A 17,392-nucleotide genomic window follows, 5' to 3' on the forward strand; every position below is an offset into this window, starting at 1 on the left:
GGCCCAGGGTTGGGCCGGACCCGGTGTAGCGGGCCTACCGCCGCCTCTCAGCGTGGATCCCGAACCGAGTGATCTCGCAGCTCTCGAGGCGTCAACCGCGGGTCCAGCCGTTGGCGAAGTCGCATTGGAGGTCCGTCCAGCGGCGACGCTCGACGGGGGTGTAGGCGGGGTGGTCGCGGAGGTGGGCCAGGGCATTGACCCACTGCTCCCAGAGACCGTCAGGCTGGGTGAAGCGGTCCGCGTGGTGGGTGCCGAGGTGGGCGTCGAGGCGGAGGAGGGCGCCGAGGGCGGCGGGCTGGTCGTAGCGGAGGTCGGTGCGGGGGAGGTAGTGGTCGAGGTAGGCGGTGAGGACCTCGGCGTCCGCGTGGGTGCCGAAGCGGGCCAGGGCGAAGCAATAGGCGCTGCCGGAGAAGCAGAACTCGCTGGCCAGGAGCAGGTCGCCGATGCGTTCGCGGAACGTGGCGCGTCGGCCTGCGCCGATCAGCCAGGCGGCGGTGAGGCGTGAGCGCCACTCGTAGCCGAGAAGGGCCTCCAGCTCGACACCGGTGATCGTGGCCGAGTCGTCGATGAGGTGACGGGCGAAATGTTCGGCGTGAGGCCACTCGGGCCGCAGGAATCGACCACTTTTCAGGACGAGGTAGCGCGCGTGGCCTGAGTCCTTCCTCGCCGCGTAGCGCTCGATCACGTAGCCGTAGCCGATCTCCTTGGGGTGCTGGAACGGCATCGGTCACCTCTCCGGGTACAGGTCTGTACGGTCGATCCAGGCGGGGGCGGCGAAGATGTTGTCGCCGACGGGGGCCTCGGAGGCTTCCAGCAGGGACCAGGTGCGGGACTCTTCGACCAGGTGCTCCCAAGGCGCGGTCCAGTCGAGTTCCCAGTCCAGGCCAGTGCTGGAGACGCCGTATGTACCGCCGGCGTCCACTCGCCAGAACTGGGAGTAGAGGATCACCTGGGCGTGCTCGGCCAGGTCGTTGATGATCTCGGTGAAGTGGGCTGAAGGCCAGCCGGGGGCGTTGTCCGCAGTGATGGGTCGTAGGCGCGCGGTGAGCGGCGGGACGACGGGGGTGCGGGCGCCGAGTTCGGTCAGGGCCCAGCGGATGCCTTGCGGCTCGCTCCAGTCCGGTGGCGTCGCTCGTTCCAGGCAGGCGCGATAGGCGCGGCGCACGGGCTCGACCGCGCCGTCGATCTTCAGGCTCGCCAGGGCCATCGCCGCCCATTCTCGGACGGTGGAGTCGTCGCTGTGCAGGAGGGCGATCAGGGCGGGGCCGCAGCGTGGGTCCGCCACTTCTTCGAAGACCTCGATGGCGGTCAGTTGACCGAAGCGGTCGAGGGAAGGCAGTCCGTCGATGATGGCGGGGACGGCGTCGGGGCCGATGCCGATGAGTTCCGCGCGGGCGTCGTACGACGGGCCGGTCGAGTCGTCGAGCTGTTGGATGAGTCGCTCGATGTGGGTGCTCATGGGTGGTCCCGGCGCCAGAAAGTGGGGAGCCACCAGCAGAGCACCGAGCTGTCGTCGGGCCACGGGGCGCGGTCCTCGGCTGTCCAGTACTCGAAGGAGTCCCGGGTCAGGTCGATGGGGCGCCAGGCGGGGTCGAGCGGCTCGCCCTCGGCCGGAGGGCGGACATACCGGCGGCCGTGCTCGTCGCAGGCGCCGAAGTCCTGGTAGTTGCGCTGGGCCTCGATGAGGGAGACCTTGTTCGCGCCGCCAGCCATGGTGGGCCAGCGGAACTGGACCCCGTTGTCCTCCCAGAAGCAGACGGGGCAGATCTCGTACGAGCCGGGCATCGCGTCCAGCACGCGGTGCCCGCAGCAAGGACAGGGGTAGGAGTTGCTCACCTGCGCAGTCTCGTTGCAGGTCCTGCCCGTGTGCCATGGATTTCTCAGCCTCGGGACCCCGGCCAGTCCGCAGCCAGTCTGCGGGACACCCGTGAATGGCCGTCGGGGGCCAACGCATGTCAACGAGGAAAAGGCTGGTCAGAGCCCTGGAGGGGGCTCCGCCGCAGGTCAGGATCGGGCCGCAGACGTTCCGCTTCAACGTCTGACCCGTCCAGGGCATCGGTCCGGCTTCAGTGGCAGCGCTTCGGGATGGCGTTGCCGAAGTCGGGAAACTTCTGTGTGGTCTGCGCGGTGATCGCCGCTGTCGGCGTGCGGCGGCGATCGGGCCGGTGGACGTTTCACGGGTGGTTCCACTCCTCGTCTGGCAGTGCGTGCCACAGGTCCAGCCAGTCGTGGAGCAGGAAGAGGGGGCGGGTCAGGACGATGTCGCCGGCCCGCTGGGAGCGGATCGCCAGGCCTAGGTCGGCGAAGATCGGGTCGTCGGCGACGCTGTACGCCAGGGCGCCGGGCCGTGTGGTGCGGTGGGCGAGCCAGGCCTCGACGTGGGACGGTGCGCAGCCGGTCAGCGGGGCCGCGGCCAGTCTCACCTGGGGGCCGGTGAGGGCGTCTGCGGCGACGCACCCCAGGCGGCCGTTGCGGAAGAGGGCCCTGATCCCGCTCGCGGTGAAGTCGGCGTAGCTGAGCTGCGGGTCTTCGCCGTGGTGGGAGTAGGACGAGACGGCCGGTTCCTCGCCGAGGGCTCGGGTGATCTCCTCCAAGGTCATCCCGAAGTGCAGGGGGCCGACTCCCACGTACGGCGTGAACGTCCACTCGGCACGCTCCTCCTCCCGGGCGATCCGCCACGGGGCGGCCACGGGCGGCTCGGGTGCCGGCTCGGGCGCCGTCCGGTCCTCGCGTCGGCGGCCCAGTCGTTGCGGAGCCGCGGTGTCCTCGGGTTGCTCCTCCAGCCAGCGGATCGCCTGCTCCTGGGCCTCGCCGCCGAACGGGTCCTCCGCCAACTCGTGCGCCCGGTCCAGGGCCACGCGGCGCTCCTCCTCCGCGGTGATGAGCCCGGTGACGTCCTCTCCCCAAGCCGTCAGCCGTTCCCGGGCGATGCACCGGTAGTACGAGTCCGCGCTCACGGCAAGGACCTCGCGGACGGCGGGCGCGTACCGGGGGACGTGCGAGGCGAGGGCGGGGTCGGCCAGGAGCAGGGCGGTGGCGGCGAGCGCGGCCTCCCTCACCGGCGGATCGTCGGCGTCGTAGAAGTCCGCGATGCGGTCGTGGAGTAGTGGCCTCGCCGCACGGGCGGCAGCCAGATCCTGCGCCGTGCCGACGCCGTCCTCGACGTCCAGGCGGGCGAGGTCGGCGAACGAGACCAGCCAGTTCAGCAGTTCGGCGCGAAGCGACCGCCGACCGGCCCTGCGCTCCCAGCGGTCTTCGGAGAGGGTGCGCGGATCGTCCAGAAGACCTGCCAGGACCAAGGCTGCCGGAGCGGTCGCCGGAAACACCTGCTCCTGATGGAGGACCAGCCGATACAGATCGCCCACCGCCCGAACCCGGCGGGCCGGGTCGGTGGCGAGCACAGCGCCGAGGACGTCCGGTGTGTCGGGCACACCGTGCCGGCCGGTACAGGCGTGCGGCAGCCCTTCCCAGGGGGTGCCGGCGAGCGCCGCCTGTGCTCTGGGCGGCAGGGGGCCTGCGGGAGCACCGGCAGGACCCGGGGTCGTCTCGTCGATCACGACCGCAGTGTTCCAGCCGACTCCGACATCAGTACGCCCGCACCTCACCCGGCGTCGCCCGCCCCGCCGGGGTCGGCGGGGCGGACGCGGCGAAGGGTGGCGGCGGGATCAGTTGTCGGGGTCCTCCGGGGGGTGGGGGCTGTGCGGGGCGTCCCAGTAGTACGCGGAGGCGGAGTCGTCGGTCTCCGGTGAACCCCAGTCCCGCTCGGCGTCGTCCTCCGACGGGGAGGCAGCCGTGTACGAGGGGGCGTCGCTCTCGTCCTCGTCGTCAGGCAGCAGGAACGTCCGGCGGATCTCGTCGGCGGCGTCCTCCCGGCCGTTCGCTTGCAGTGTGCGCATCACACGGTGCACCAGGACCGTGTACCCGTCCGTGTCAGGTTTCAGGTCCGCGGCTTCCATCAGCAGGAGCAGGCGTTCGGAGACGCTCACTTGTTCCTCCCGGACGAACTCGTCCGTCGCCTCACCATGAGCGGCCACGGGTGGTACGAGGAGGTGACGGAAGAGGTCGGGCACCTCCTGGTCCTGGGCCGCCGCCGCGACCTGGGCGAGCGGGCCGATCATGTCGACCGCCTTCTCGATCTCCTCCTCGTGGCGGGCCAGCCACCACACCACCGCACTGCCTGTGCTCTTGAGCACATCGTCGCCCAGATAGCGCCGCTTGCTGCGCTCGTACTGGCGCTCGTGCTCCCACACCTCCTCGTCCTTGCGCAGATTGTTCAGCTTCCGCAGGCGCTCGCTGTCCTCGGAGGCGAGCGTCAGCGTCACGTCGGCGACCGTGCACTCCACCCGCCCGCTCCGGTCCGTGAACGGGAAGCCGAGCTCACCCTCCAGGAGGTAGCGCGCGAAGCTCGCCCGAGCGGGGTCCTCGTGGCGGACCACCGACGAAGCCCGGTTGACGACCGAGGACACGGCGAGAGCAGGCGAAACGCTGCCGGACCAGTCGGCGTGGTCGGGCACGGTCCGCCACCACACCGTGGCGGAGAAGAGGAAGTCGTAACCGTCCCTCGCACTGGGCAGCGGGGCCTCGCTCACACGGGTCTCCGCGTACGGCTGCTCCGGCGGCGCGGCCGGCTCGGGTTCCACGGGCTCATCCGTGCCGGCGGGCTCGCGCCCGTTGCCGGCGAACGCCATCACGAGCAGCAGGGAGCCCGAGACCGTGACCATGGACATGAAGCCCCACAGCCAGGGTGACCAGTGCTGCAGGCTCCCGACCAGTGCCGGTGCGAGGCCGCAGAGAGCCACGAACAGCATGCCGGTGAAGCGGTGTCTCATCGTGCCTCTTCCCTGGTCCGGGTTCCCGCACCCATGTCCGGTGCGTCTTCCGCGCGGTCGCACTGCGCGTCATCGATGTACCGCCAGAAGCGGCCTGCGACAGCCGACCGTTCGGGCCGGTGAGAGGTCCTCACCCAGTCGCATGCGAGGGTGTAGAGGCGCTGGAGGGCGGCCGGGCGGCCGCGTGTCGCACCGACCATCACACCCAGTGCCATTTCCCGCGAGGATTCCTCCGCCGCGCTGCTCAGCCAGCTGTTCACCATGGACGTCCACAGCTCGGTGGGTGGCTGGGCGAAGACCGCCTCCCAGCCCACGAACAGGTCGGGCCAGACGGGCGGGTCCGATGCGCGGTCGCTCGTCAGCAGTTCTGCGAGCAGCCGGAGGTGAGGTGCCGCCGCACGCGGCTCCTGGCGCGTTCGTTCGCGCAGGCGATCGATCAGCAGCCGGTGAAGCCGGCGGTCGCGACAGCTGAGTTCGAAGAGAGCGTCCCTCGCCTCTCGGGCCGCCGCCCCGCTGTTGCGTACGGCGAGGTGGTGCAGCCGTACGAGGGCCTGATCGGGGTGCGTCATCGCCAGGTACTGGCAACAGGCGGCGGTCAGCACGCGTACCAGACCGTCCGACAGAGCGCCCGACCGTACGTACTCGTAGATCTTCCGGCGGAACCAGCCGCCCAGCCCCTCGTGGCTGAGCCCGAGCCCGAGCGCCGTGACCGCGCGCTGATCGCGATGGGCGCCGGTCGAGCCGTTCGCCCATTGGACCGCGAGGGCGAAGAGGTGGTCGGGCCGGTCGACCGCCAGGGCGCACTCGCCGAAGCGGACGACGATGCCGACCCGGTCGTCGAGGGTCAGGTCCTGTTGCCCGGCCGCCTGGCCGATCCAGTCCCTGAGATCGTCGCGTACTCCCGGAAAGTTCGCCCAGAAGTACGTGCGGACCGCGTCGGCGTAGGCCAGGTGACCGAAGCGGAGCCGACCGCCGGCGTCCCGTTCGATGCCGAGCGCGGTCAGACGTTCCCCGAAGTCGCTTCCCGCGAGTTCGGTCGTCGTCTCGTCCTCGTACTTCACGGTCCGCAACAGGCCGCGCCATGCCCTGTACACGGTGTCGGCGCGAGCCTCTTCGAAGACGGCGGCCGCCAGTAGGAGCGCCCGTTCCGGGGTGGAGCGTGCTTCGGCCACTTGCCGGCCCACCTCACCGGCCCGGTCGGTCACCGCATGGATCGCCTGATCGAGCCATCCGGCGAAATCGCTTCCGAACCGGCGGCTGTCGCGCGCTTCTCCGACCAGCCGTGCGAGCTGCGCCAGTTCACGCATGGGGGAGCGGTCGCACAACTGCTGGAGGGCGGGGTTCGCGAGGTCCGCGGGGCGGAAGGCCATACGGTCCATACGGAGGTGCCGGGTGAGGACGGTGACACCTCTGGGACGCCCCAGCTTCACGATGTACGGTTCCAGGTCCGGCTTGCGGGCGTACTCCAGGCCGGCCGGAAGGACGGCCACCATACGGGCCCCGGCCTCCTGGACCCGGGACCGGCGAAGGTCCAGCTCGCGCTGGGCCCCGGCGTACTCCTCCTCGTCCGCGATCCCCGACAGGTCGAGGAGGAAGCGGTCGCCCTCGGCCGGCGCGAACGGGTTCTGGTCCTTGTCCATCGCCGGGAGTTCTTCGAAGCGCCCTTCGGCGGAACCGGAGGCGTCCTCGGTGCCCAGCTCGTGCAGCAGCATGATCGCCGCGGCACGTCGGCCACTTCCCGGTTCTCCCTCCAGTAACACCACCGCTCCGGGCCTTTTCAGACGGTCGGCGCCCACCCGGTATCCCGCCGGCCGGGCGAACCGGTCGGCCAGTCGCACCCGGTCCTCCCGGACGATCCGGAGGGTGTCGACACGCTTGCGGCGCATCCAGTCCGCGCCGACGCCGTAATAGTTGTTCTGCGGGCCGCTGCCGTTGTTGACGGGGCCATTCGGATCGTTGACCGTGACGTGGTCCTGATCGGTCATCGTTCGTCGTCCGCGCGCCGGCGCTCGCGCTCGAAGCGCTGATGGACCGTGCCGCTGTTGTCGCCCGCCGTGTACTGCACCCCGGTGTTGTCCCCCTCGAAGTGGGGCGCGTTGTACTGAGGCCCCCGCCCGGTGTTCACCGGGCCCTGCGGCTCGTTGACGAACGTACCGAGGTCTCCGTTGAGGTTGCCGATGCCACCACGAATGCGCTGCTTCACATCGCGTGTCCGCATCCGGGTGTGCCCGCCTTCTTCGCCCGGTTCCCGCACCGCGCGGGCGTCGCGATCCTCGTGGCCCAGCTCGGGCAGGAGCCTGGAGAGCGCGTCGCCCAGGGCCTTCAGATCCGCATCCGCGTTGCGGTGGTCGAACCGCTGGTACTGACAGTCGGCCAGTTCCCGCAGATCCTCCGGGAGGGCGGCGGGGTCGATGCGGGTGGCACGGCCGACGAGTACGGGGATGACGAGGACTCCGCGGCAGAGGGCGGTTTCGATCTCGCGTCGGGTCCAGTCCCGCTCGGATTCGAACGCGGGGCGTCCGTCGCTTCCTCGCACCTCGGCCCAGCGGGGTCCGATGACGGCCAGGAGTGCCTGGCACTCCTCCACGGCCTCGATCAGCTTGGCGGGGTAGCGCTGACCGGGTTCGATCGAGTCGCTGGCGAAGAAGATCCGCTCACGACCGAACCGCCGGGCGAGCTCCCGGTTGATCATGGCCGCCGTTGTTTCCTCGTCGCCGGTGCGGTAATTGACGAAGACATCGGGCATGAAAGGTCCTTTCACAGGGTGTGTTACGGGGTGAGTCGGGGCAGGGCGAAGCGGCGCGCTGCCGTCACGGCATGGCGATTTCGCGCAGGCGCGGGGAAGACGGCGCATCCCTGACGCCGGCGCACACGGGAGCCGGGGGCCTGGCGACGCGGGGAAGCCGGAGGGGGTGGTGAGGTGGTGTCAGGCGTGCGCGGACGCGAGGACGCGTGCCAGAGCCGGCTGCAGATCGCGTACGGCCCGGTTGCTCCGGAAGCGTGCGAGCTCGCGGGCCAGCCGCCGCACGTCGGCGTTCACCGTCGCCGAGGGAACGGCCGGCATCACGCCCAGCAACTCCCCGGCGATCGTGCACGCGTGCTCGACCTCGCCGGAAGCGGCGTGTGCCAGGGACCTGCGCAGGCCGTACCGGGCGCGGGTGCGCAGAGCGTGCGCCGGGAGACGCCGGCATTCCCGGTCCAGCACCTCGGCGGCCGCCGCCGGGCGGCCGAGGTCGTACAGGCACCATCCGGTCGTCATCGCGGCCGGATCGGTCACATGCGTGGTGCCCAGTACGGGCCCGGAGCCGCCACGGGCCCCGTCGCTCCGCAGGAGTTCCCGCGCACGGTCGAGACTCCGCAGACAGGCGCGCTCATCACCGGCGAGGGCGTGCCCCTGCGCCTCCCGCTGGGCCGCGAGTCCCCGGACGCGGGGCGGCAGGTGATGGCCCTGGGCCCGGCGGGCCAGCGCGATCGTGCTCGCGGCGTCGCCGCCGTAGAACGTGACCAGGGCGCGGCGCACCAGTGCGTACGAACCGAGGTGAGGGTCCCCGCCGGCGCGGGCCAGTTCGGCTGCCTCGTCGGTCCAGTCGAGCGCTGCCGCGCTGTTGCCGGCCTCCTGCGCCATCCAGCCGGTGAACTCCGCGAAGCGCGACGCCAGCACGAGGGCGGGGGCACGAGTGGCGGAAGAGGCCGCGGCAGCCAACCCGACGACCAGGCGCGTCTGCGTCTCCAGCAGAGGCAGCAGAGCCTTCGGAGCCGTGGACTGACCGAGCTTGCGCAGCTGGTCGAACTGGGCCTGGAAGGACAGCAGCAGCGGATCGGCCGCAGCGGCGGCCGGGCCGCCGAGCTTCAGCCCGAGCTCTATCAAGGAGCCCGTCCCCGCCGCGAGTACTTCACGTCGTCCGACCCGCAGGAGGTTGTCGGCGGGAGCGGCGGCATCGTCGGGATCGGAGTCGGACCGGACGACCAGGCGCCGCAACTCGCCGTTCGCGCCGAGGAAGGCGTCGCAGCGCCGGGCCAGTTCGGGCGACGCGGAACGCTCGCCGCGCTCCACCTTGCTGAGGTACCCCTTGTCGTAGTTGAGGGCTGCGGCCATGTCGCTCAGCGACAGTTCCGCCTCCATACGTAATCGGCGAAGCTCCGGGCCGAAGTGGGCCGGTGTGCTCGTCATCGGTGCTCCCCCTCGAAGAGTGGCCGTGAGAGCGGTACGCCCTCACGGGGGATCTGCGTTCGACGTTCACGGGAGGACGCGGCGAGCGGAAGCGGGCACTCTCCGTGAGAAGGTCGCTTCGCTCCGCATCCATGAGTGAGTCTTGCACGAGGTGGGCCGGGGGCATCGGGATTCGGCAGGGTTGCCTGTTGCCTGTTCGGGTGACGACGGGGTGGGTCAGGTTCGGGGGCCGGCTCCGTGCAGGAATGTGTTCACCACTCGGGCGGCCAGCGCGTCCGGGTCCGTGGTGGGGTCCGTCGGGTTGCCGTGCAGCGTTTCGCCCAGGAGGGCGTAGTAGACGCGCTGGAGCCACGAGAGGTCGGCGGACGCGTCGATCAGGTGCTCGGCGCGGGCGCGTTCCAGGACGGCGACGCAGTGGCGGGCCATCTCCTCGTGGAGGGCGGCCGCCTCGCTGCCCGGTGTGGCCGGGAGGCTCAGGGCGAAGGTCCAGGCGCCCTTGACCTGGAGGACGTTGGCCGTGATGCGGTGCAGCGCGACCAGGGGCGGGGCGGTCGCGGGGCGGCCGTCGTCCACCGCGCGGGCGAGTTGGCGGGCGGCCGACAGAGCGAGCGCGTCGATCAGTACCTGGCGGTGGGCGAAGCGGCGGTGGATCGTCGTCCGGGACACCCCCGCCTCGGCCGCGATCTGCTCCATGGAGGCGCCGGGGTCCCGGGAGAGCACGCGTTCGGCCGCCTCCAGGATCGCGCGCACGCTCCGCTCCGCGTCCGCCCGCAGCGGCCTCGCCGTCTTCTCTCCCACAGTGCCTCCCTGTTCCGTTCGGACTTCTCGCTAAACGATACAGGGGTGCTTCATTTTCTTAGTAAGTGGAGCAAGCTTGTTGCAGTTACCTCAAGAATCTGTACTCTATTGTTGCAGTTGAGTGCGTCCCGGACCCCAGTCAAGGAGACCTCCCATGCCCACCACCGCCCTCGTCACCGGTGCCTCCTCCGGGCTCGGCGCGGAGTTCGCCGCCCAGCTCGCCGCCCGCGGACACGACCTCGTCCTGGTGGCCCGGTCGGAGGACCGGCTCACCGCCCTCGCCGAGCGCCTGGCCGCCCGGTACGGCATAACGGCGCACGTCCTGGTGCGGGATCTCGCCGAGCCCGGCGCCGCCCGTTCGATCGCCGATCGGCTCGACGCGCTCGGCATCGACATCGGGCTGCTGGTCAACAACGCCGGCTTCGGGACCTGCGGGCGCTTCGAGGACATCGCCGCCGACCGGGACCACGACCAGCTGATGGTCAACGTCGTCGCCCTCGTCGGCCTCACCCACGCCCTGCTTCCGGGCATGCTGGCGCGCGGCGCGGGCGCGGTCGTGAACGTCGCGTCCACCGCTGGCTTCCAGCCCGCCCCGTACTTCGCGGTCTACGGCGCGGCCAAGGCGTTCGTGCTGAACTTCGGGCTCGCCCTGCGCCAGGAATGCCGGGGGAGGGGCGTGCGCGTGCTCACCCTGTGCCCCGGCCCGGTCGACACGCCGTTCTTCGAGGCCATCGGTACGCGTGAGGCGGCCGTCAACGGGTCGATGAGTACGCCGGAGCCGGTGGTGCGCGCCGCGCTGGCCGCTCTCGACCGCGATCGCGCCTACGTCACACCGGGGTTCGGCAACGCCCTGGCCGCGCATCTTCCGCCGCGCCGGCCGCGCGCCCTGGTCGCGGCGTTCGCCGAGCGCGTCACCCGTAAGGTCCTCGCGTCGGCCCCGAAGGCCGCGCAGGACGGGCCGGCCGCCGGGCCCGGCGCATCCGCCGAGCCCGCCGCACCGGTCACCCCGTACGCGGCATGAGCACCGCGCACGAAGGCGCCGCTCACCGCCTGTCCGGCGTGAGCGGCGCCCCGTTCCCCTCCGCAGCGGTCGTGAACCGCTGCGGAGAGGGGTGGTTCGTCACGCGTCAGCAGGCACCCAGGTCCTGCCAGACGCCCCACGTGCCCGACGTGCCGGGCTGCTCGCCCTGGACCCACCACTTGGCGCGCCAGTTGTGGCCGTTGTACGAGACCGTCTCGCCGCCGTTGTAGACGCGGCCCGCCTCCCAGGCACCGGCGGTGCAGTCGCCGGGGGTCCCGCCGTCGCCGTCACCGCCGGGGGTCCCGCCGATGTTCACGTCGATGCAGGCGTAGAACGCGTTGGCCGTGTCGGAGATGTTCCAGACGGCGAGCACCTTCTGCTTGCCGGTGAAGCCGCCGAAGTTCACCTGGTGGGTCTTGGTGGCGCCGGGCTGGGCGCCGTTGTCGTTGAACTCGGCGATCTTCGAGCCACCGATGTAGTACTGCCAGGTGCTCGTCGCGTGACGGGCCGTCAGGGTCCAGGAGAAGTTCGCGGAGCTCCCGACCGGGGTGGACTTCCAGCCCTTGGCGTCGTTGTCCAGATCGGCGAACTGGGAGTTGCCGCCGCTGCAGCTGCGCAGGCCCTTGGGGCCCTCGACGCTCTGCGGCTCGTACTTGATCTGGCCGCAGCTGACGGTGCCCGCCGCGCACTGGGCCTGGCGGCTCGGCGGCGAGGAGACGTATCCGTGCGCACTGGCCGAGGTGGCCGGCAGGGCCACCGCGAGCAGGGGGGCGACACCCGCACCGATCACGAGGGCCAGTTTTCGCTTCGCGTTCATGCCAACTCCTATGTTGGGAGCTGCCGCGGGGTGACGGCAGCGGTCGGACACGCCCGCACCGGTTGCGGCCTTGCCGGGGGGTGCTGGACACGGCGGGGCGGGGTACGGCCGGTGGCGAGGGGGTGCCGCCCGCAGTTCCCATCGCGCGCCGCGGTCACCCCTGGCAACCGAGACTCACCTGGGTCCTGTCCGGAGTTCCCCCGCGGCGTCGCGCTGGAACTCCGGACAGGACCTAGGTCTAGACCATACTCATAGGCGTGTACTCGTCAAGGGAGTCGGACGGTGCGGAAGGTGATGGGGTATCGGAAGCGGTGTCACGTTGCCGGACGGGTCATGACGATGCGGGTGATGTCCACCCGTGACTTCGCGCCCAGCTTGCGATAGGCGCGGGTGAGCGCCGCCTCGACCGTCTTCACACTCAGCGTCAGCCCCGCCGCGATCTCGCGGTTCGTCGCCCCCTGGGCCACCCGCGTCACCACACTCCGCTCCGTCGAGCTGAGCCGCTCCGGCCACGCGTCCCCGTCCAGCCGCGGCAGCGGCACCTCACCGCCCCGGTCCCGCTCCGCCCGCACCCCCGCCACCCAGGCCCGCGCCCCTGCGGCCGTGAACACGCGCAGCGCCTGGGCGTACGCCGCATGGGACGCGCCCTCCTCACCGAGGCGGCGGCGCACCCGGCCCAGCAGGACCCGGGTACGGGCCTCCTCCAGGACGTACCCGGCGGCCCGCAGCCGCGCCGCGGCGTCCTCGTACCCCGCGGCCGCCGCCTCCGGGCCGCCGCGCTCCTCCACGATCACCGCCGCCGCCCGGTCCAGCGTGGCCAGCACACCGGCGCGCCCCAGCCGGGCGGCCTGCCCGCGTGCCCGGTCCACGACCGACTCCGCCTCGTCCAGGGCACCGCCGCGGGCCAGCGCCTCCGCGAGGTCGGCGTGCCAGCGCCGGGTCGCAGGATCGCCCTGGCCCTGCCCGGTCTCCATCTCGGCCGTCCGGCGCAGCAGCCGCGCCGCGCTCGCGTACTGGCCGCCGAACAGCCTGATCCGGCCCTCCGCGTGCAGCGCCCTCGGCAGGAACAGCCGGTCGTCGTCGTCCTCGCTGTGCCGCCGCGCGGCCTCCGCCGCCGCCAGAGCCTGGCTCATGCTGCCGCCCGCGGTCTCGGCCAGCGCGACGGCGTACCACGCGGGCCCCTGGCTCAAACCGGCCCGCTCGGCGATCCGCAGGCTCTGCCGGGCCGTCGACAGGGCCTGGCGGCAGCGGCCGCGCTGGATCTCCAGCTGCGCCAGGCCGATCAGGCACTGGCTCAGACAGTCCGCCGAACCCCGCTGGCGCAGCGTGTACACGAGCGTCCGCAACTCCGCCCTGGCCTCGTCCAACTGGTCGTGCACCAGATGGAACCGGTGCTTGAGATAGATCGGCCCGTTGTGGTGGCTCATCGCGTACGCGTCGTGCGGGGCGGCCAGCGCGGCGGTGAGCGTGGACTCCGCCTCCGGCCGCCCGAGGAAGAGCTCCAGGGACGCCTGCTGCGTCAGCGCCAGCACCTCGGTGCGCCGGTCGCCCGCCCGCGCGGCGAGTCCGGCGGCCCGCGCGGCGTGCTCGCAGGCCCGCGCCGCCGACCCGCCCACCATCCACGCGTGCCAGCTCATCCGGTAGTGCAGCGGCGCCAGCAGTCCGGGGTCGTCGCCCGCGTCCCGCACCGCCTCCGGGAACACGTCCGCTATCTCCGACATCGCCTGGCCCGACGCGTCGACGACCACCGTCCAGGCACGCACCCGGTCCGCCGGCCGGTCCGCGTCACCCAGCACCTCGTACGCCAGCTCCCGCGCGAAGTCGAAGTCGCCCGCGTCCAGCCCGTCCTCGGCGGCGGCCAGCCGGCGGGCGGTGCCCGTGTGCGCCGCGTCCGCCGGGGTGCAGCGGGCCGCGAGCCGCCCCAGCCGGGCCGCCGTGCCCGGCGCGCCCCGCCGCCTGGCCGACGCCGCCGCCTCGACCAGCCGGTCCGCGACCGCCGCGTCCGGGCCCGCCGTCAGCCGGGCCAGATGGTGGGCCCGCTCCACCGGGTCGTCGGCCGCCCCGGCCAGGGCGCGGTGGGCGTCCATCCGCAACGCGTACGGGGCGCTCGCCTCCAGCACCATCGGGGTCAGCGGGTCGGCGAAGCGGAGCGCCCCGCGCTCCGGCGGGCACAGGAAGCCGTGCCGTACGCAGGTGTCGAGGTCGGCGGCCACCTGCCGGCAGCCCGCCCGGCGCAGCAGCTCGACGGTGGGGCGGGCGGCCGCGCCCGCGGTGAGCAGCAGATGGCGGGCGCGCGCCGGCAGGGCCTCCAGCCGGTCCAGCACGGGCCTGCTCAGCGCGTCGGGGACCGGCAGCGGCTCCGATGAGTCGGGCAGCCGCGCTCCGCAGGCCACCGACTCCTGGAGCCCGGCGGCCAGTTCGAGAGCGGTACGGGGATTGCCGGACGCGGCCTCGTGCAGCCGGGCGACGAGCTGCCGGGGCCAGGAGGGGCCGCCGTGCACGCCGTGCGTGTGGAGCACGTCCGTGATCTCCCACACGGTCATGGCGGGCAGCGGCAGGGTGCGCACCGGCTGCGGACACAGCTCACGCGCCGGGGAGGTGTCCGGGCGCCGGCCGGCCAGGGGCGAGGTGCGCAGCGTGGCGAGGACGGCGTGGCGCGGATCGGGGCGCCGGGCGAGGAACTGCAGGGTGCGGGCGGTCGGTTCGTCCAGCCACTGCACGTCGTCGACGACCAGCAGCAGCGGTTCGGCGGCGGCGAGGGCGGCCAGCACTTTGCGTACGGCCACGCGCAGCACCAGGGCGTCGCGGCCGGTGGCGGGATCGGTGCCGGCCGGCGGGGTGCGGCGCAGCAGCGCGCCTTCGAGCACGGCGCGTTCATGGGCGTCCAGCCCGGCCAGGGCCTCGTCGTCCGCGGTGGCCAGCAGGTCGATCAGGCCGAGGAAGGGGCTGTCCCGGTCGGCCGGGGAGGGCGAGCAGCGCAGCACCCGGTGGCCGCGGCCGGCGAGGTCGTCGGCGATCCGTGCGGCGGCCGTGCTCCTGCCGATGCCCTCGGGGCCGGTGAGGAGGATGCCGCCGCCGCCCTCCAGATGGGCGCGGGCGGTGTCGCACAGCGCGGCCCGGCCCGCGGAGCGGGTGCCGGAAGTGTGTGCGGCGGCGGTGCGGGGGCCGGCGGTGGGTGCGCCGGCGGGGGAGCGGTCCATGGTCGAGCGGGTCATTCGGGCCCCTTCGCGCGCAGCCTGTACTCCCACTGCCCGTGCAGCGGGGGCCCGCCCATGCCGTGCCCGAGGGTAGGACCGCGAGGTGGCGAGGTCAACGGCGGGCCGGCGCGGGAAGGCTGACGGGCGGGGTGCGCGCGCCGGGGACCGCATGCGTTCCCGTACCCGTATCCGGGCCCTTCACGCACACCGGTCACGGCGCGATGGTGCGTGCGCCGTGACCGGTGTTCCCGCGTCAGGGGGCGGGAAACCCCTCGGAACTCAGTCGCTCAGCGGTGACCGGTCCGGGTCAGCAGGTGCCCGACTCGGTCCAGACGGCCCAGGAGCCCGGCGCGCCCGGCTCGGCGCCGGTCGAGTACCACTGCGAGCTGTAGAGGTGGCCGTTGTAGGAGACCTGGTCGCCCGGCGCGTACGCCGTGGTGGAGCTCCAGGCCGGAACGTCGCCGCAGCCCTGGGGCGGGTTGCCGTCGCCGTTGACGGTCCAGGTGAAGGACGCCGTGCCCGTCGCGTTGTCGGTGTTCTTCGCGGTGACCGTCACGGACGAGGTGCCCTCGGTGGTCGGCGTGCCGGTGACGCGGCCGGTCGAGGAGTTGATCGACAGACCGGCGGGCAGGCCGTTCGCACTGTAGGTGAGCGTCTCGCCGCCGGGGTCGCTCGCCTGGATCTGCAGGGAGACGGCGGTGCCCACGGCGCTCGTCTGGTTGCCGGGGTTGGTCACCGAGGGGGAGCCGGGCTGGCTGTCGCAGTTGCCGGGGACCGGGTCCGCGCCGGTGACGCTGACGGCCGCCCAGGCGGCGTCGACGGTGTTGTACTCGGTGCAGTGCGCGCCGTAGAGGTCGGCCGCGGCCTTCAGCGAGTCGATGCGCGCCTGGTGGTAGTTCTCACGGCTGTTGGCGTACGAGGCCAGCGCCTTGTACCAGATCTTGCCGGCCTTGTCGTTGCCCAGGCCGTTGATCGTGGAGTTGTTGCAGGTCGGACTGTTGCCGTAGCCGTGGTTGCCGCTGCCGACGGCGGTGAGGAAGAACCAGTGGTTCAGCGGGCCCATCGAGTAGTGCGGGTCCAGGTTGCCGTTGTTGCTGTTCCAGCAGTCGGGCGAGGAACCGTCGAGCGAGGGCTGGTTCATCCAGCGCAGCGGCTGGTTGTTGCCGCTGATGTTGATCAGCTCGCCCATGGTGTAGTCGGGCTGGTCCACCGGGTTGTCGGCGTAGAACTCGACCAGCGTGCCGAAGATGTCGCTGGTGCCCTCGTTCATGCCGCCGGTCTCGCCGGTCTCGTCCCAGCCGGTGAGCGCGCCGCTCACGCCGTGCGCCATCTCGTGGCCCGCGACGTCGAGTTCGACCAGCGGGCGCTGGTTGCCCTGGCCGTCGCCGTACGTCATCTGGCTGCCGTCCCAGAAGGCGTTCACGTACGCGTTGCCGTAGTGGGTCCGCGAGGGCACGCCCCGGCCGTCGCCGAAGATGCCGTTGCGGCCGTGGGTCGTCTTGAAGTAGTCGAACGTCATGGCCGCCCCGTAGTGGGCGTCGGCACCGGCCGACGCGGGGTCACTGGGGGAGCCGTTGCCGAAGGTGCCGGTGCTGCTCGTGAAGAGGGAGCCCTGGCCGCTGGTGGCGTGGTTCAGGTTGGTCGTGTACCCGTTGCCGTGCGAGGGGTCCTGGAGGGAGTAGCCGCCGCCGGACTGCGTGGCGTCGAGCGAGACCTGGCCGCTGTAGATCGAGCGGCCGGTGACCGCGGTGGCGGCCGCCGACCGCGTGGACGAGGCGGAGGCGGAGGCGGCCGCGGCGGCCGGGGCGGTCCGGCCCTCGGGCGCGATGACGCTGACCTCGTCCCGGGTGGCCAGGACCTTGCCGGAGTTGGCGTCCACCAGGACGTGCAGCCGGCTCGGCGTCTGGTCCGCGCGCACCCCGCTGACCACGGTCTCCCAGACCAGCGCGGAGGCGTCGCCGTCCAGCCGGACGGCCAGATGCGGCTTGGAGACCGAGTCGGCCGGGCCCCCGAACTTCTTCTTGGACAGCTTCGCGGCGCGCGCGGCGGTCAGACCGGGCTCGGTGGACAGGGCGGGGGTCGTCACCTGGGCCGCGCTGGTCAGCGAGTCGAAGGTGCCGTCCTTCTTCAGCTGCACGATGACATCGCCGCCGTACGTCGGCAGGCCCTTGTACGTGCGGTCGAAGCGTACGGAGGCGGAGCCGTCGCGGTCGACGACCAGGTTGCGGACCTCGAAGGCGTCGGACGAACCGCGGAAGGCGGCCTTTCCGTGCGCCGAGAGCGCCTTCTTCGCGTCGGCCTCGACCTCGCGGCGGACCTCGGGCGACGGATTCGTCGTGTACGGGGCCGGGGCGAAGGCGTGGGGGCCGGCGGCGGGCGCCGGGGCGGCGGGGGCGGGGGACGCGGGTGCGGCCGTGGCGCCGGGGAGCGCGATGGCCGAGGCACAGGCGCAGGCCACAGTGGCCGTCAGAAGCCTCGCGGCTCTTCGTATGTACATAGGAACGGGGGTGTCCTTTCACCTCGTACAGGCGGTATCCGGCCACCGCCCCGCGGGGTGGT

At 72.3% G+C, this 17,392-nt stretch carries 13 protein-coding genes; 1 reads left to right on the top strand and 12 read right to left on the bottom strand.

Going from position 1 to position 17,392, the window contains the following annotated elements; translation table 11 throughout:
• Positions 1–91 precede the first annotated feature (91 nt).
• From DNK56_RS24205 to DNK56_RS24245, 9 genes are all read right to left on the bottom strand, one after another.
• A complete protein-coding gene (locus tag DNK56_RS24205; protein WP_199563638.1) occupies positions 92–724 on the bottom strand; it encodes a DUF6000 family protein in 633 nt (210 codons plus the stop codon).
• Positions 725–727: 3 nt separating this feature from the next.
• Positions 728–1,459, bottom strand: a complete 732-nt coding sequence (locus DNK56_RS24210) for a HEAT repeat domain-containing protein (protein ID WP_111337955.1) — start codon at positions 1,457–1,459, stop codon at positions 728–730.
• Positions 1,456–1,836, bottom strand: coding sequence for a CPCC family cysteine-rich protein (locus DNK56_RS24215; protein ID WP_111337956.1), 381 nt, complete (start codon positions 1,834–1,836; stop codon positions 1,456–1,458). The genes DNK56_RS24210 and DNK56_RS24215 overlap by 4 nt, the downstream gene beginning before the upstream one ends.
• Before the next feature lie 338 nt (positions 1,837–2,174).
• Positions 2,175–3,557: a hypothetical protein gene (locus DNK56_RS24220; protein WP_111337957.1), complete on the bottom strand. Its 1,383-nt coding sequence runs from the start codon at positions 3,555–3,557 to the stop codon at positions 2,175–2,177.
• A gap of 108 nt (positions 3,558–3,665) precedes the next feature.
• Positions 3,666–4,829: a hypothetical protein gene (locus DNK56_RS24225; protein WP_111337958.1), complete on the bottom strand. Its 1,164-nt coding sequence runs from the start codon at positions 4,827–4,829 to the stop codon at positions 3,666–3,668.
• Positions 4,826–6,814, bottom strand: a complete 1,989-nt coding sequence (locus tag DNK56_RS24230) for a hypothetical protein (RefSeq protein WP_111337959.1) — start codon at positions 6,812–6,814, stop codon at positions 4,826–4,828. Before DNK56_RS24230 ends, DNK56_RS24225 begins: the two co-directional genes overlap by 4 nt.
• Entirely contained in the window at positions 6,811–7,575 is a 765-nt protein-coding gene (locus tag DNK56_RS24235) for a toll/interleukin-1 receptor domain-containing protein (RefSeq protein WP_111337960.1), read from the bottom strand. The genes DNK56_RS24230 and DNK56_RS24235 overlap by 4 nt, the downstream gene beginning before the upstream one ends.
• A 180-nt stretch (positions 7,576–7,755) precedes the next feature.
• Complete coding sequence (locus tag DNK56_RS24240) at positions 7,756–9,000, bottom strand: helix-turn-helix domain-containing protein (protein ID WP_111337961.1); 1,245 nt, start codon at positions 8,998–9,000, stop codon at positions 7,756–7,758.
• Positions 9,001–9,216: 216 nt separating this feature from the next.
• Positions 9,217–9,798 carry a TetR/AcrR family transcriptional regulator gene (locus DNK56_RS24245; RefSeq protein ID WP_241990070.1) on the bottom strand — a complete coding sequence of 194 codons (582 nt, stop codon included), beginning with the start codon at positions 9,796–9,798 and terminating at the stop codon, positions 9,217–9,219.
• A 154-nt stretch (positions 9,799–9,952) separates the two neighbouring features.
• On the opposite strand from DNK56_RS24245, the gene DNK56_RS24250 reads away from it, so the two are divergent.
• On the top strand, positions 9,953–10,819 hold the full coding sequence (locus DNK56_RS24250; RefSeq protein WP_111337962.1) for an SDR family NAD(P)-dependent oxidoreductase: 867 nt from the start codon (positions 9,953–9,955) through the stop codon (positions 10,817–10,819).
• Positions 10,820–10,925: 106 nt separating this feature from the next.
• On the opposite strand, the gene DNK56_RS24255 is transcribed toward DNK56_RS24250, so the two are convergent.
• The 3 genes from DNK56_RS24255 to DNK56_RS24265 form a co-directional block, all read right to left on the bottom strand.
• A complete protein-coding gene (locus tag DNK56_RS24255; protein ID WP_111337963.1) occupies positions 10,926–11,636 on the bottom strand; it encodes a lytic polysaccharide monooxygenase in 711 nt (236 codons plus the stop codon).
• Positions 11,637–11,950: 314 nt separating this feature from the next.
• Positions 11,951–14,851 carry an AAA family ATPase gene (locus tag DNK56_RS24260; protein ID WP_111337964.1) on the bottom strand — a complete coding sequence of 967 codons (2,901 nt, stop codon included), beginning with the start codon at positions 14,849–14,851 and terminating at the stop codon, positions 11,951–11,953.
• A gap of 289 nt (positions 14,852–15,140) precedes the next feature.
• Positions 15,141–17,330, bottom strand: coding sequence for a M4 family metallopeptidase (locus DNK56_RS24265; RefSeq protein WP_111337965.1), 2,190 nt, complete (start codon positions 17,328–17,330; stop codon positions 15,141–15,143).
• Positions 17,331–17,392: the final 62 nt, after the last annotated feature.

The organism is Streptomyces sp. AC1-42W, from assembly GCF_003248355.1.
Classification (GTDB): domain Bacteria; phylum Actinomycetota; class Actinomycetes; order Streptomycetales; family Streptomycetaceae; genus Streptomyces.

Coding starts and splice junctions, on each gene's coding strand:
- DNK56_RS24205 (WP_199563638.1), bottom strand. CDS start 724: ATGCCGTTCCAGCACCCCAAGGAGATCGGCTACGGCTACGTGATCGAG.
- DNK56_RS24225 (WP_111337958.1), bottom strand. CDS start 4,829: ATGAGACACCGCTTCACCGGCATGCTGTTCGTGGCTCTCTGCGGCCTC.
- DNK56_RS24265 (WP_111337965.1), bottom strand. CDS start 17,330: ATGTACATACGAAGAGCCGCGAGGCTTCTGACGGCCACTGTGGCCTGC.
- DNK56_RS24235 (WP_111337960.1), bottom strand. CDS start 7,575: ATGCCCGATGTCTTCGTCAATTACCGCACCGGCGACGAGGAAACAACG.
- DNK56_RS24260 (WP_111337964.1), bottom strand. CDS start 14,851: ATGACCCGCTCGACCATGGACCGCTCCCCCGCCGGCGCACCCACCGCC.
- DNK56_RS24230 (WP_111337959.1), bottom strand. CDS start 6,814: ATGACCGATCAGGACCACGTCACGGTCAACGATCCGAATGGCCCCGTC.
- DNK56_RS24210 (WP_111337955.1), bottom strand. CDS start 1,459: ATGAGCACCCACATCGAGCGACTCATCCAACAGCTCGACGACTCGACC.
- DNK56_RS24250 (WP_111337962.1), top strand. CDS start 9,953: ATGCCCACCACCGCCCTCGTCACCGGTGCCTCCTCCGGGCTCGGCGCG.
- DNK56_RS24240 (WP_111337961.1), bottom strand. CDS start 9,000: ATGACGAGCACACCGGCCCACTTCGGCCCGGAGCTTCGCCGATTACGT.
- DNK56_RS24255 (WP_111337963.1), bottom strand. CDS start 11,636: ATGAACGCGAAGCGAAAACTGGCCCTCGTGATCGGTGCGGGTGTCGCC.